The organism is Pseudomonas sp. PSPC2-3, from assembly GCF_049898265.1.
Taxonomy (GTDB): Bacteria; Pseudomonadota; Gammaproteobacteria; order Pseudomonadales; family Pseudomonadaceae; genus Aquipseudomonas; species Aquipseudomonas veronii.
This window is the reverse complement of record NZ_JAFCXJ010000005.1, coordinates 162,865-177,300: the sequence shown is the minus strand read 5'-3', so window position 1 is coordinate 177,300 and position 14,436 is coordinate 162,865. Positions and strand designations below refer to the sequence as shown.

General features: G+C 62.6%; 13 protein-coding genes. 4 read left to right on the top strand and 9 right to left on the bottom strand.

Annotation, left to right across the window (positions count from 1 at the left end):
• The first annotated feature begins 153 nt into the window (after window positions 1–153).
• Complete coding sequence (locus ACP7E3_RS13425) at window positions 154–1,500, top strand: erythromycin esterase family protein (protein WP_046383397.1); 1,347 nt, start codon at window positions 154–156, stop codon at window positions 1,498–1,500.
• A gap of 21 nt (window positions 1,501–1,521) precedes the next feature.
• Here ACP7E3_RS13425 and ACP7E3_RS13420 read toward each other — a convergent pair whose 3' ends face one another.
• From ACP7E3_RS13420 to groL, 6 genes are all read right to left on the bottom strand, one after another.
• Window positions 1,522–2,211, bottom strand: coding sequence for a phosphoribosyltransferase (locus tag ACP7E3_RS13420; protein ID WP_102618214.1), 690 nt, complete (start codon window positions 2,209–2,211; stop codon window positions 1,522–1,524).
• Window positions 2,212–2,255: 44 nt separating this feature from the next.
• A complete protein-coding gene (locus tag ACP7E3_RS13415; protein WP_108524072.1) occupies window positions 2,256–3,140 on the bottom strand; it encodes a universal stress protein in 885 nt (294 codons plus the stop codon).
• Window positions 3,141–3,187: 47 nt separating this feature from the next.
• Window positions 3,188–3,583 carry a hypothetical protein gene (locus ACP7E3_RS13410; RefSeq protein ID WP_026139877.1) on the bottom strand — a complete coding sequence of 132 codons (396 nt, stop codon included), beginning with the start codon at window positions 3,581–3,583 and terminating at the stop codon, window positions 3,188–3,190.
• A 30-nt stretch (window positions 3,584–3,613) separates the two neighbouring features.
• Window positions 3,614–4,213 carry a Spy/CpxP family protein refolding chaperone gene (locus tag ACP7E3_RS13405; protein ID WP_108524070.1) on the bottom strand — a complete coding sequence of 200 codons (600 nt, stop codon included), beginning with the start codon at window positions 4,211–4,213 and terminating at the stop codon, window positions 3,614–3,616.
• Window positions 4,214–4,339: 126 nt separating this feature from the next.
• Window positions 4,340–4,900 carry a nitroreductase family protein gene (locus tag ACP7E3_RS13400; protein ID WP_057004094.1) on the bottom strand — a complete coding sequence of 187 codons (561 nt, stop codon included), beginning with the start codon at window positions 4,898–4,900 and terminating at the stop codon, window positions 4,340–4,342.
• 54 nt (window positions 4,901–4,954) lie between these two features.
• A complete protein-coding gene (gene groL, locus ACP7E3_RS13395) occupies window positions 4,955–6,574 on the bottom strand; it encodes a chaperonin GroEL (RefSeq protein ID WP_057004093.1) in 1,620 nt (539 codons plus the stop codon).
• Between the two features lie 253 nt (window positions 6,575–6,827).
• On the opposite strand from groL, the gene ACP7E3_RS13390 reads away from it, so the two are divergent.
• Entirely contained in the window at window positions 6,828–7,325 is a 498-nt protein-coding gene (locus ACP7E3_RS13390) for a BCAM0308 family protein (RefSeq protein ID WP_017845773.1), read from the top strand.
• 14 nt (window positions 7,326–7,339) lie between these two features.
• On the opposite strand, the gene mgtA is transcribed toward ACP7E3_RS13390, so the two are convergent.
• Entirely contained in the window at window positions 7,340–10,921 is a 3,582-nt protein-coding gene (gene mgtA / locus ACP7E3_RS13385; RefSeq protein ID WP_426123332.1) for a magnesium-translocating P-type ATPase, read from the bottom strand.
• A gap of 198 nt (window positions 10,922–11,119) precedes the next feature.
• Between mgtA and ACP7E3_RS13380 the strand changes: the two genes are divergently transcribed.
• On the top strand, window positions 11,120–11,689 hold the full coding sequence (locus ACP7E3_RS13380; protein ID WP_108524068.1) for a GNAT family N-acetyltransferase: 570 nt from the start codon (window positions 11,120–11,122) through the stop codon (window positions 11,687–11,689).
• A 21-nt stretch (window positions 11,690–11,710) separates the two neighbouring features.
• Here the strand turns inward: ACP7E3_RS13380 and ACP7E3_RS13375 are convergent, their stop codons facing one another.
• Together ACP7E3_RS13375 and ACP7E3_RS13370 are read right to left on the bottom strand one after the other, a co-directional pair.
• A complete protein-coding gene (locus ACP7E3_RS13375; RefSeq protein WP_017845770.1) occupies window positions 11,711–13,399 on the bottom strand; it encodes an HAD-IIB family hydrolase in 1,689 nt (562 codons plus the stop codon).
• Between the two features lie 37 nt (window positions 13,400–13,436).
• Complete coding sequence (locus ACP7E3_RS13370) at window positions 13,437–14,162, bottom strand: dienelactone hydrolase family protein (RefSeq protein ID WP_426123503.1); 726 nt, start codon at window positions 14,160–14,162, stop codon at window positions 13,437–13,439.
• Window positions 14,163–14,165: 3 nt separating this feature from the next.
• Between ACP7E3_RS13370 and ACP7E3_RS13365 the strand changes: the two genes are divergently transcribed.
• The gene (locus ACP7E3_RS13365; RefSeq protein ID WP_158276037.1) at window positions 14,166–14,330 is read left to right on the top strand and encodes a hypothetical protein; all 165 of its coding nucleotides are present in this window, start codon (window positions 14,166–14,168) and stop codon (window positions 14,328–14,330) included.
• Window positions 14,331–14,436 lie beyond the last annotated feature (106 nt).

Here is a 14,436-nt window from a genome sequence, read left to right as displayed (position 1 = left end):
GCAGCGTCGGTAGCCGGCGCGTAACGGGTTCATCCACCTTGGCCCAAGGCCGTGCGGGCTTTATTGACAAAACTCAATGATTCACCTGAGTCAGGGTGTAGGAATAGATAAACACTGAACGGGACGACGGCCGTGAGCACACCCGCCCAACGCATGCTGGATAAACACTATGGCGCGTCTCGGCAGGTCGATAGAGCCGCCATCGCCGCGGTCCTGCGCCAATTTGCCGAGCCTCTGCCGGCGTTCGATTCTGCAGCGTTCGGCGAAATGTTCGATCGCTACGCGGATGCGCGGGTGGTGCTGATCGGCGAAGCCAGCCACGGCACCAGCGATTTCTATCGCGCCCGGGCCGCCATCACGCAACGCTTGATTGAGCGGCATGGCTTCTCCATCGTCGCCGTTGAGGCCGACTGGCCCGATGCAGGGCATGTCGACAAATACGTCCGAGGGCTGGCCCCGTCGGCCTGGAAACGCCATATCTTCAGCCGCTTCCCCACCTGGATGTGGCGCAACGCCGAGGTCAAAGCCTTTGCCCACTGGCTGCACCGCTACAACCATCAACGCGCCAGTGAAGACCGCGTGGAGTTCCGTGGCCTCGACGTTTACAGCATGCGCAACTCGATCCATGAGGTGCTGCACTATCTGGACAGCGTTGACCCGCAACTGGCCCAGGAAGCACGGCGGCGCTACGGCTGCCTGACGCCCTGGCAGGATGACCCGGCCTTGTACGGTCATTTCGTCGAACGCAATGGCCTGATGCCCTGTGAACCGCAGGTGGTCGAACAACTCAACGTGATGCTGGCCAAGCAATTGGCCGGGCTCATCCAGGATGACGAAAGTTTTTTCAACGCCACGCAAAACGCCCGCGTGGTGCGTGCGGCGGAACAGTACTACCGCGCCGTCTATCGCGGCTCGACCGCGTCGTGGAACCTGCGTGACCGCCACATGTTCGACACCCTGCGCGCCCTGCTGGAGCACCGGGGCCCGCAGGCCAAAGCGGTGGTCTGGGCGCACAACTCGCATATCGGCAATGCCGCTGCCACGGAGATGGGCTGGAAGGGCCAGTTCAACATCGGCCAGCTGTGCCGCAGTGCCTATGGGCGCGACGCCGTGCTGATCGGCATGAGCACCGACCGTGGCCACGTGGCGGCGGCCGACGATTGGGACGCCGAGATGCTCATCAAGGCGGTGCGGCCTTCCCGTCCCGACAGTTGGGAGCATCAGTTCCTCGAAGCCGGCGTGCCGGCCTCGCTGACCGACTGGCGCGACCCGCAGCGCGCCGAGCTGCGCACGGTGTTGTCCGCCACCCTGCTGGAACGCGCGATTGGCGTGATTTACCGGCCCACAACCGAACGCGACAGCCACTACTTCGAAGCGGTACTGGCCGAACAGTTCGACGCCATGCTCTGGTTCGAGCAGACGCAGGCGGTAAAGGCCCTGGCACTGCCCAAAAACGAGGAGCTGGAAGCGGAAGACGAAACCTTTCCGTTCGGTGTGTAAGGCTCACCTGGCGCGACGCATCTACAGCGGGTGTGCTTCAGTCGATTCGCGTTGCCAGGCCCGCTGCAATAACTCAATGACCTCTGCATCGGTGGTCTGGGGGAAGTTCGAGTACCAGTAACCGATGGACATCATCCGCTCAGGAATCAGCGGGCAGATCACTTCATTGACGATGCAGCGCAGGGTTTCCACCGTATCCAGCGGCGCGACCGGCACCGCCACGACGATCCGCGCCGGGGCCTGCACCTGCACCGCCTGGATCGCGGCGAGCATCGAGGCCCCTGTGGCCAGGCCGTCATCGATCAGGATGACCACCTGATCCTTCAACTGCAGCGGCGCCCGCGTGCCCCGGTAAACCTGCTCACGGCGCGATAACTCGCGAGTTTCGCGGGCGACCACCGCGTCATAACTGTCTTGATCAATCGAATGAGCCCGCAGCACCTCTTCATTGCGGATCTGGATACCGCCACTGGCGATGGCGCCCATGGCGAATTCGGGTTGGGACGGCATGCCGAGCTTGCGTACCACCATCAGATCCAGGCGCACCTGCAGGGCCGTGGCCACCTCATACGCCACCGGGACGCCGCCACGCGGCAAGGCCAGGATGATCACGTCGGGGCGGCGGGCGTATCTGAGCAACGGCTCCACCAGGCTTTGACCGGCCACCGACCGATCCTGCCAGAGCGTTTGCAGCGAAGGGCTATAACTCATGGGTCACCTCATCTGTTGTTTCATTGCACACCGCCTTTGCCGCGCTAGACCGCCAGTACGCCGCAAGGCACCTGATAGAGAATGTGTTCGGTGGTACTGCCCAGCAGCTTCTCGATGCCGTGATACTGGACCCGGCCCATCACGATCACATCCACCTGGTGTTCCTTGGCGAACTGACTCAACACCGCAACCGGATTGCCCAAAACGAAGTGATGACGATCGGAAGGCACGCCATAGTCTCGCGCCAGTTCGAGGAAGGTTTTTTCCTCCTTGCTCGCCAGGTCCTTACTGAGATTGGACAGGGCCATACCGCCCATGTCAGCCATGTAGATCGTCGACATATCGCAGGCATACAGCAGGTGCAGCTCGGCATCGCATTGCAGCGCCAGGCTGGTGGCCTGCTCAATGATGCGCTGGTTCAACGCGCTGTTGGCCGGTTGAACATTCGACACGTCAACCGCTGCCACGACGATGCGCGGCAAGGCATGCCCACCACCGCCGACCAGATAGACCGGAATCGGACACTCGCGCAGCAACTGCCAGTCCAGCGGGGTGAAGAACGCGCGCTTGAACGCGGACTCTTGCTGAACCTGTTTGATCAACAGATCGGGCTGCGTCTCGGTGACGTAATCCAGGATGTCTTGCTTGAGGTTGGTGGCCCAGGTCACCTGGGCGGTCACGTTGAGCCCCAGGGCGTGGAGGTTCTTGGTTTGGGCGTTCAGCCAGTCGCGGTGGTCCTCGAGGTAGCTGGCCCGGGCCTTTTCACGCACGTTCTCGGCCAGTAGCAACAAGATGTCCAACGGTGTTGCCAGCGCGACAATATGCAGGCTCGCGCCGCTGGCCTTGGCCAGGGCGGCAGCATGGCCGATTGCCGGGGAGTCACGCAGGGCGGGATTGATGATCAGTAACAAACACTGGTATTGGCTCATGATCTGGCTCCAGGGAGGAATGAAAAACAGCCCACGCGTCCGGGGTCTTAACGGATGGGGCCAGGCGGCGGCGTCGCGGGAACCATGCGCCATCCCTCAGGACACTGGCGTACGCTCGGGTAATAGCCTTTGGCGGAATCGCAGTAGTACCAGGCCGATGGCGCGGCCGTGACGGGCTGAGGCTCGACCACCACCGTCGGCGGGCTGGCCGGGTAGTAGTACGTCGGGGCGGGATAGTAATAAACCGGATACGTCGGGTAGTAATACGGCGTGGCGATGCGCGCGGCTTCCCAACCCAGTCCCAGGCCGAGGCCAAACCCCCACCAGCCCGGCCCGCCCCCATGCCCACCGCCATGCGGCCCGGCATGCGCCGGCAATGCAACGGCGGCAGCCAGCAGGATGAACCCTGTCAGCACGCACTGTTTTACTGAGTCACTGTTCATGATGTTTACCCAGGAGGCTCGCGAATAGCATTACGGTTGGCTGGTCGGGTTGAGCCCGCCGCACCCTTGCGGCCATGCCATGTGCATGGGCATTCGCCAACCGTCCTGATCGGCGATGCGGTGATGCATCACCGTCCAGAACAGATCGAAGATGGTTTTTTGCTGGGCATCGAGGGCATCGTAGAAGGTTTGGGTGCGTGCCTGAGCCGCGTCCAGACGGACCAGTTGCGCCTGCATCCAGCTGGTTTGCGTGCGCAGGCGCTCTATGCCTTTGGCCATTCTCTGCGGTGTTGTTTCGTCCTTCAGCGCTTGTCTGGCACTTGCCTTGTCAGTAGCGGCTGGGTTGTCGTTTTCCACTTGCTGATTGGCGTCTGCGATGACGCCTGCGGCCCAGGTTTCCCAGGCGGGCATTTGCTCCGGCTTGAGACTGAGCTTGCCCTTGAGTTCTTCCAGGGTCTGCTGCGTATGCTTGACCCAATCGAAATTCGAGGCGTGACGGAACATACCGCCCTGCCCTGGCCCTAGCCCTAACCCTGGCATCGCGGGGTTGGCAAACGCGCCGGTGGACGGTAACAGCAGAACACTTGCCGCGATCAGCAAGCACTGGCCAAGCAAGCGTGGCTTGTTCATTTCAGCTCATCTCAACGTCGTGGGTTCAATCCGAGCATAGGAGTCGGCCTGGCGGGCGATCTGATCCACGTCAGAAAACCGAGACACCGGTCAACCGCTGGATCAACGGTAGCCCTGCCTGGGGCATCAGCCTATCCAATGGATCTCTGGGGTCTTATGCACGATGGGCGCGGGCACAGACTTCGGGTGCCCCACGATAATCGGTGCCACGGGCATCCACTCGGCGGGCAGGCCGAGCGCCTGCTTACCCTGCGGCGTATTCAGAAAGCCCTGGGCGAAACCGATCCAGCACGTCCCGAGCCCCTCGGCATACGCCGCGAGCATCAGGTTCTCGGCCGCCAGGGCACAGTCTTCGACAATCCACTGATTGGGCGCGTTGCCTGAGATCAGCACCAGGACCGGCGCGTGGTAGAAAATCTGAAAACTGTCCTCGCTGAGCAACGCTTGGAAGTGGCTGGAGTGCGTTCCGGCGGGCGTGGTGGCGAGCATCCAGGCCCTGGCTTCGCGGGAAACCCGCTCCAGCAGCGCCTGGTCGCGGATCACCGTGAACGTCCACGGTTGTTGGTTCATCGCGCTGGGCGCCTGGGCGGCGGCATCGATCAAGCGACAAATGAGTTTTTCATCGAGCGGTTCTGGCGTGTAGTCACGTGTCGAGCGCCGGCCGGCGATTGCCTTGGTTACGTTCATGGGTGCATGCCTCCATCAGGGCGATTCAAATCGAAGCAAGGCGCGAGCAGGCGCTCAACCTTCAGGGAACGACGGTTGGGCTGGCGGTTCTTTTTCTGGGATATCGGTAATGGTCGCTTCGGTCAGCAGCAGGATACTGGCCACGGAAACTGCATTTTCCAGGGCAATACGCACGACTTTGGTCGGATCGATGATGCCGGCTTCGTACATGTCGACATAGGTATTGGCGGACGCATCAAAGCCAATGTTGCCCGGCTCCGCCAGCATGCGCGCAACGACCACGCCGGCGTCCACCGCCGAGTTTTCCGCAATGCGCCGCGCCGGTGCTTCCAATGCCCGGCGCAGTATCTGCAGGCCGGTGCGGACATCGCCCTCCTGCCGGGCTTCCTCGGCGGCGATCAGCGGCACCGCTTTGAGCAGCGCGAGGCCGCCGCCGGGGACAATCCCTTCGGTGATCGCCGCGCGGGTCGCCGAGATCGCGTCATCCAGGGCGTCCTTGCGCGCTTTCATTTCGGCTTCGGACGGCGCGCCGACCCGGATCACCGCGACGCCGCCGGACAGCCTGGCCAGCCGCTCCTGGAGCTTTTCACGGTCGTAATCGCTGGTGGTAGCCGCCATTTGCCCGCGGATCTGCTGCAGGCGTGCGTCGATCGCGGCGCGTGTACCGGCGCCGCCGATCAGCGAAGTGCTGTCCTTCGACACCACCACCCGATGGGCCCGTCCCAACTGCTGCAGGTCGACCTGTTCGAGGCTGATCCCCAGTTCGTTGGAGACCACCGTGGCGCCGGTCAATACGGCCATGTCCTGCAGCATGTCCTTGCGCCGGTCGCCAAAGCCCGGGGCCTTGATCGCCACGGCCTTGAGCACGCCGCGGATGTGGTTGACCACCAGCGTGGTCAACGCTTCGCCTTCGATGTCATCTGCGATCAACACCAGGGGCTGACCGCTTTTGGCGACCTGTTCCAACAACGGCAGCAAGTCTTTGAGTGCGCCGATCTTGTGGTCACAGAGCAGCAGGCAGGCATCGTCGAGTTCGACCTGCATTTTCTCGGTGTCGGTGACGAAATAAGGTGAGACATAACCCCGGTCAAAGCGCATGCCCTCCATGACCTCGACCACCGTTTCGGTGGTCTTGGACTCTTCGACGCTGACCACGCCTTCAACGCCGACCTTCTCCAGCGCGTCGGCCACCAGTTGACCGATGACCGCGTCGTTATGCGCCGACAGCGTCGCCACCTGGGCTTTTTCCTTGGGCGTGCTGACGGGACGGGACTGCGCCGCCAGCGACTCGACGACCAGCTGCAGGCCCCGATCCAGGCCGCGCTTGAGATCGATCGCGCTGGCCCCCGCGACCACGTTGCGAATGCCATCGGCCAGGATCGCATGGGCCAGCACCGTTGACGTGCTGGTCCCGTCGCCGACCGCGTCACCCGTGCGTTCCGCGGCCTGGCGCAGCATTTGCGCGCCGAGGTTCTCCTCGGGGTCCTGCAGGTCAATGCGTTTGGCAATCGTGACGCCGTCATTGCAGACCGTCGGGTTGCCCCACTTGTTCTGCATCAACACCGACTTGGACTTCGGCCCCAGCGTCACGCGCACCGCGTCCGCCAATTGGGTGGCGCCGCTGAGGATCTTCTCGCGGGCAGCCGCGCGAAACACGATTTTACTGTGAGCCATCAGGGTGCTCTCCTCTCACGTCGACGGAACTTGCATGCTTCTCTGAAGTGCCTGCGGCGAGGTTGACTTTTATCAACAAACTCACACCCGTTGCCGACGCCCGCCGCAACGCTTACACCGGCGGTCGCCGGGCGCTCTGCGAGTTGACAAAAATCAACCCGCTCGGGCGGAAACAGCGTCCAAATCAACCTGTGAAATCCACCCGATCGTCAACACGCGGGTTTGCCCCTCTCGATGCGTCAGGAGAAACACCATGGACAAGTATCAGCAGAGTCAGAAAAACAAGCTGTTCAAAACGCCGCCCCATGATCCCTATTGCTTGCCGCGGGTTGAAGGTTCGGCGGTGTGCCCGCAGTGCGACGCGGTGTATCAGGCCGGGAACTGGACCTGGAACCGACCTGAAAACGCGGTGGTGCATGACGCGCAAACCGTCACCTGCCCGGCCTGCCGCCGCATCGCGGACAACATGCCGGCCGGCACCCTGATGCTATCGGGCGGCTTCTTGCAAAAGCACCATGATGAAATCATCCACCTGATCGAAAACACCGAAAAAACCGAAATGGCCGAGCATGCGCTGGAGCGCATCATGCGCGTGACGGAGGTGGCGGACGACCTGATGGTGACCACCACCGGCATTCATCTGGCCAATCGCCTGGCGCATGCACTGGAAGGCGCATTCAAAGGCAAGGCGCAGTACCGCTACGGCGATAGTCAGTACGGCGTGAACGTCACGTGGGCACGTAACGAGTAACCCCTCACGCCACGCTACGGCGCAGCGCGAGCGCGGCTCAACCGCTGGCGACGGTAAAAGAGCCGCTTGACCCATTCCGCCGCGCCCATGTAGGCCAGGCTGATTGCCAGCACTGTCAGCAGGATCGGCAGTGGCAAGGGCACCAGGCCGAACCAGGACGCGATCGGGCTGTAAGGTAGCCCGACGGCCAGCAGGCCGATGGCCGCGGCGCTGAGCAACAGCAGTGTGGCCGGGCGGCTTTGGTAGAACGGGCGGTAGGTTCGCACGATGAAGATTGTCAGCAGTTGGGTCAACAGCGATTCGACGAACCAGCCGCTGCGAAACACTTCCGGGCCCTTTTCCGCCAGCAGGTACAGGGCCGCGAACGTGAGCACATCGAACAGCGAACTGACCAGCCCGAACACCACCATGAAGTTGCGGATTTCCCTGATGTTCCAGCGGTGCGGGGTGTTTTCCCATTCGCGGTCGACGTTGTCGCTGGCGATCCCCATGGAGGGGATATCGGACAGGAAGTTGTTGAGCAGTATCTGCTTGGCCAGCATCGGCAGGAACGGCAATACCAACGAAGCCAGGGCCATGCTGATCATGTTGCCGAAATTGGCGCTGGAGACGATGGAAATGTACTTCAAGGTATTGGCAAAGGTATGCCGGCCCTCTTCGATGCCTTCGCGCAACACGTCGAGGTTGTGCTCCAGCAACACGAAGTCGGCGGCCTGCTTGGCCACGTCGGCGGCGTTATCCACCGAGATCCCGATATCGGCGACTTGCAGCGCCGGGGCATCGTTGATGCCATCGCCCATATAGCCGACAACGTGCCCGGTCTTCTGCAGGGCGCGGATGATGCGTTCTTTCTGGTTGGGGTCGACCTCGGCAAAGAGCGTCGTCAGTGGCGCCAGGTGCATCAATGCTTCGTCTTTCATCGCCGCCAGCTCGGCGCCGGTGATGATGCGCTCCACGGGCAGGCCCACGGCCATGCCGACATGGCGGGCGACCAGATGGCTGTCGCCACTGATGATCTTGACTTGCACGCCCAGGCGCTCAAGGTTGGCGAGAGTGTCTTTCACCCCCGGCTCCGGCGGGTCGAAGAACAACAGAAAACCGCGGAAGGTCATGGCCTTTTCTTCATCCCGGCCGTAGTGCGGCTGGTCCGGCAAGACCCGCGTGGCCAGGCCCAAAACCCTGAAGCCCTGCTCGCTCCAGTCGGCGAAACGCTGCGCGATGGCGGCCCGCTCGGTGTCGCTCAGCGCCAGCAACTGTTCGCCGCGGCGCACCTGTGTGCAAACCTCGAGCACATTGTCCAGCGCCCCCTTGGTCACCATCAGCCGGGCGGCCTCAGGCGCATTCGCGACCACCACGCTCAGGCGCTTGCGCACGAAGTCATACGGCACTTCATCGAGCTTGCTCGCGCCGGGGCATGGCGCCAGGGTTTTGCCGGCCAGGGTGATCGCATCGTCCATGGCGTTGCGCATGCCGGTCTGCAGGCTGGAGTTGAACACCGCCAGTTGCAGGATCGTGGCATCGGCATTGCCCGCCAGATCCATGGCGCCGTCGAGCACGACGACGCCGCGGGTCAGCGTACCGGTCTTGTCGGTACACAGGATGTCCATCGCCCCGAGGTTTTCAATCGCATTGAGGTGACGCACGATGACCCCTTTGGCGGCCATGCGTTGCGCGCCTTTGGCCAGCGTGATGCTCAGGATCGCCGGCAACAGTTCCGGCGACAGCCCGATGGACAACGCGATGGCAAACAACAGGGTGTCGAGCGCAGGACGATGCAGCAGGATATTGATGCCGAACACCACGATCGTGATCACCAGCATCACCCGCAACAGCAAGCTGCCGAAGCGACGCAGGCCACGCTCGAACTCCGTCTCGGGCGGGCGCAGCGTCAGGGTCTTGGCGATGCGCCCGATCTCACTGTCCGAGGCGTAGCGCGTGACCAGCACCTCGGCGGTGCCGCTGCGCACCGAGGTGCCCATGAACACGCAATTATGCCGCTGCCCGAGCGTGGCATCGGCGGCGCAGTCGCCCGGCAATTTTTCCACCGGGAAGGTTTCGCCGGTCAGCAGGCCTTCACCGATGAAGCAATCGAGCGCCTGCAGGATCCGACCGTCGGCCGCGATCAGGCTGCCGGCGCTGAGTATCAGGATATCCCCCGGCACCACCTCGCTGGCGGCGATGTCCACGGCCTTGCCGTCGCGCCGCACCGTGGCGCGCAGCGCGATCTTGCTGCGCAGTTGCTCCACCGCCGTACTGGCGCGATTTTCATACCATGCGCTGAGAACCGCGCTGATCAGCACGATGCAGCCGACAATCGCCGCATCTAGCCAGTCCCCCACCACCACGGCGACCAGCGCGCCCACGATCAGGATCAGCACCAAGGGCGTCCGCATTTGCTCCAGCACCAGCCGGGCCAGGCCGCGCGGTCGGTCTTTGGGCGTGGCCGGCGCGCTGCGCACCCGCGCGTTGGCGTCGGCCTCGCTCAAGCCCTGCGGCGTGCTGTGCAGGCTGCTGAACACCTGGCTGACTGGCGGGCTCCAATAATCGCCGGTTGCCACGCGGGCGGGCGGCTTGACGTTGGATCGCCATTCACGATGGGCCAACCAGAGGCCGGGCAGCATCGGCAACCAGAACGTCAGCCCGCGGAATAACAACGTGGCGGAAAGCGCCACCGCAATGTTCACCCCCACCCAATGCAGCGTGACCACCGCCGCCGCTTCAAAGGCGCCGAGCCCGCCCGGCACAATGCCGATACTGCGCAGCACGCTGGCCAGCATAAAACCGGCAAACAGCCCCAACGGCGGCGCGGACACACCCAGCGCGCGCACCAGCACCCACAATGTGGCGCTGTCGAGCACAATGATCACCAATTCCAGCAAGGTAATCCGCCAGAGTAACCCTTGGCTGCGCACCAGTTGCTTGTCGGCCCCGGTGAGCAATGACGCGATTCTGGCGACAATCGGAAAATGTCGCCCCGGCAAATGCGCGACCAGGCGCCGATTGCCGGCCAGCCTTGGCGTGACCACTGCCAGCAACAGGCTGACGGCGACGAACACCAGGCACGCCGTCATCACCGCAGGCGTGGCATGGCCCTGGAAGATCACCACCGGTAACGCCACGCCGACCGACACCGCATAGGCCAGGAAATACCCGGACAAATCCAGCACCAGGCTCGCCAGCACCAGCGGTTTTGCGAACCCGAGGCGGACGAAGGAGGCCACGACCGCAAAGGCGCCGCTGATGCCGGAGGACGGCAGGGCCTGATCGACAAACAGCTTCATCACGCTGAGTTTGCCCGCCTCCCAGAGTGAAAGCGGCTGCGCCCCGGCCCTGAGCACCACCCGAAAGACCTGCCCTTGCGCCATATACGTCAGGACTTGCAACGCCAGGGCGCCGACCAGCCACAGCGGCTCTGCCTGGGTCAGCAAGCGTGTGAAGGATTCGACGTCGGTGAATTGCAGCGCCACGCCGACCACTGTCGCAAACATCGCGGCGCCGAGCAGCCACGTCAGCCACAGCGCGGAACGGCTGTAATGCTGTTCCTCTTCAGGTACAGCCGGATCGATGAAACCAGCAGTGGGCGGTTTGACAGGCATGCCGTGCCCCTGAGCGAATCAGCAGAGAGTCCGATTCTGGCGCGGTCTGGGCGGGGCCGTTTGATCCAGGTCAACCTGCCCCTGGACGATCGGTTAGTCCGCATCACGCTTTCTGACCTTGATCAATACGCCTGCCGCGCATCCCCCTCAGTGTGAACAGGGCCGTTCTTCGACCCCACTGTGCGCTGGAGCCCCCCAATGCTAGCTAATCAACACACCGCTGCTCTGATTGCCGAGATGGATAAAACCTCGCCCGCCGAGCATTGGCTGGAAAAACTGCACGACGGAACGCATGTGCTTATCCGTCCGTTGTCGACGCACGATCACCTGGGCCTGCTGCATTTTTTCCAGCGGTTGTCGCCGCTGTCGCTGCGGTTCCGGTTTTTGGGCGCGGTGACCCATGTCGATGCGAGCGCAATCGATACACTGCTGAGCGAGTCGGCGCAGATCAGCCGCGGCTACCTGGCCTTGATCCACCATGACGGCGAGTTGCAGGTAATCGGTGTCAGCCGCTATCGGCGCGCCACCGATCAGGACGAACAGTGCGACTGCGCGGTCGCCGTCGCCGACCCGTGGCTGCGCAGGGGCCTGGGCCGTTTATTGCTGGGGCATCTGATCGATGCCGCCAAGCGTGAGGGGTTTCGCAAAATGTGCTCGACGGACCTGTCGACCGATTACCCGATTCATGGCTTGTACAAGCAATTGGGTTTTACCTCGGCCTATCTGGGCCGGGATTTTGATCGCATCGTTCACGAGCTGGAACTGTAGACGCGCACGCCGCCCGACCATTCACTGCGGTTCCAAGTGGTAGCGCGATTGCACCAGGTGCGCGATCTGTTCCTGGGCATCCCGCAGCGGCACAGACGCATCGTTTTCCAGCAGACGGGTTTCGTTGGCCAGCACGTCGTCGCGGATCACCTCGCGAAACCAGTTGGAAAAGTCCCCGGCCTCGCGGTGTTGGCGGAACGCGGGATCGTCCAGGCGCGCAAGCGAAGACAAAAACTCCGCAAGGTTCGAGGCGCGCTGGTCAAGGCTGGGAAAGTAGAATGCATGCCAGGCGCCCACATCCCCGACCGCATACTTGCCGCTGTGGCGATGATGTTTCTGCTCGGGTTGCTGCTGCGCCATCAGCACCACGTCGCCGCCATGACGAACGTCCCACAGACAGAAATAGTCGGGCGCGGATGAGCGCGCCGGGAATTCGGGGCAGCGTCGCTGCGTATGCTGGGCGTAGCGTTGGACCAGTTCGCGGGCGGTGCTGCCCAGGGTCACCAGCACGTCTACCGCGTCCAGCAGCGACGGGCAGACTTGATCGAAGTCCAGGGCAACGATGATCGCCCCCATATTCGCCAGAAACCCCGGAGGCCACGCAGCGCAATGGGGCAGCATGTAGTGGGCCTCGTCCACGACCATCCAGTACGGGCGGCCGGTGCTGCTGCGTAGCTGCTGGATAAACGGCAGTAATTCGCCGAACAGCTGCACGCGGGCGGCCGGGTCCAGGGCCAGGGTGCTCACCACCACGTTAAGCCGCGCCTGTAACAGGTGATGCAACGATTCTTCGGTTGTCGGCGGAGTGGTCAGGCCACCGACCGTGACCGCACCGTCCAGCGACAGATAGTCGCCTTCCGGATCAATGATGCAGAAGCCCTGGTGGGCCTCGACCATGCGTTCTGTCAGCCAGGTCACGTAGCTCGACTTGCCGGAGCCTGAATTGCCGATCACCAGCAGCACCGATTCCGGCGGCAACCACACCTTGCGTGCATCGGCGGTCCGCCCCAGTTGCACGCCGATACGCTCGACCGGCACCAGCGCGGCGTCCTTTTGCAGCAGCATGTCTATCAGCTCGCAGACCCCGCGCCCGTGATCCTGGCTCAGGCAGATGTCCGCGCGGGCCTTGATTGAGTCGATCGCGTTGTTCACCGCCGCCGCACAACCGCAGATCGCGAGAAACGCGTGGTCATTTTCGGCGTCGCCCACGCCGACCACATTCAGTTCGCAGATGCCCAGCCTCAGCAACGCGGCACTCAGCCCCGAGGCCTTGTTCACCCCCGTCGGCAGGACCATGATCGCGTCCTTGTTGAACGTCATCTGCAGCTCCAGGCCCAGCTCGCGAATCGAGCTGATCACCGCGTCCTCGAACGGATGCCAGGTGGCAATGACGGACCTGCCGACGGACAAGGGTGAAACCCCTTTGTCGCGCAGGCGCTCCACCAGTGCGGTCGAGGCCGAATCGGCGATGAGTTCCTCGGTGTCAGTGCGCGGGTCGTACAGGAGCGCGCCATTCTCCACGACCACCAGGTCAAACAGATCGAGCTGGGTAAAATGATGCTTGAGCGCCTGCAACTCCCTGCCGGTAATCAACAGCAACTTGCGACCGCTGGCCTTGAGGCCGGCAAGCGCTGTACAGACGTGTTCGGGAACATTGCCGTTTTCGGCAATGGTTCCGTCATAGTCGACCGCCAAGGCTAAGAAATGCATGTTCGCTCCATGACGGGTTGGGTTGTACAGGCCCGCGCTAAGAAGATGAAACCTTGCCATTGATTCCAGGCAGAGGCTCGCTGGGCAAAGGTTCCTTGTGCAGGTACTTTTCGAACCAATCGCCGGTCAGCCTGGCTACGTCCGCCAGGGTGCCCGGCTCTTTGAAAAGGTGCGTCGCGCCTTTGACGACCTCCAGGCTTTGCGTGCAGTGCAACGCCCGACTGGTCCGCACATTCAAGCGCAGGATCATCGGGTCTTCCGCGCCCACCACTTGCAACGTCGGCGCTTTGACCTCGCACAACGCCTGGGCGGCCAGATCGGTGCGCCCGCCTCGACAGACCACCGCCCGCACACCGCCCACGTGAGCGGCGGCGACCAGCACGGCGGCGGCGCCCGTACTGGCACCGAACAAGCCCATGGCAAGTCGCCGTAATTCAGCGTCTCGGGCGATCGCGTCGATGACCTTGACCAGTCGATCGGCGAGCAATGCAATATCAAAACGCAGCACACCGGTCAGGTTATCCCAGCGCTGCTCTGTCCTTGTCAGCAGGTCGATCACCAAGGTGCCCATCCCGTGGCGCGCCAGGTACTCCGCGATAAAATGGTTACGCGGGTTCGAATGACCGCCGCCACTGGCATGGACGAGAACGACCAGGCTTTCGGCGCCTCGCGACAATCGCAGATCACCGGCCAATTCATAGCCGGCAAAGTTAAACTTTTTGTATTGGAGCTCAGATACTGCAACACCGCAGTGAGAGGCCATTAGTTGAATACCTTCGTATATAACCTTTTCGAGGGGCAAGGTACTTCAAGAGTGGCTTCATCTTTCTTTTTGATTGTTCGTCAGGTCGATGGATTGGGCATGAGCGCCTATCAGGTTAAAACCGAAAAAAGCCCGGCCTGCTCTGTTGGATACACGACGATGACCTGAAGCCTCTGGGGGGTAAACTGCGCTTTTCCGGCAAAGCGTACTTGATAAATATCAAACGCACGCCCATCCACGTTTCAAATCGGACATTTGACGTGCAATACACCAC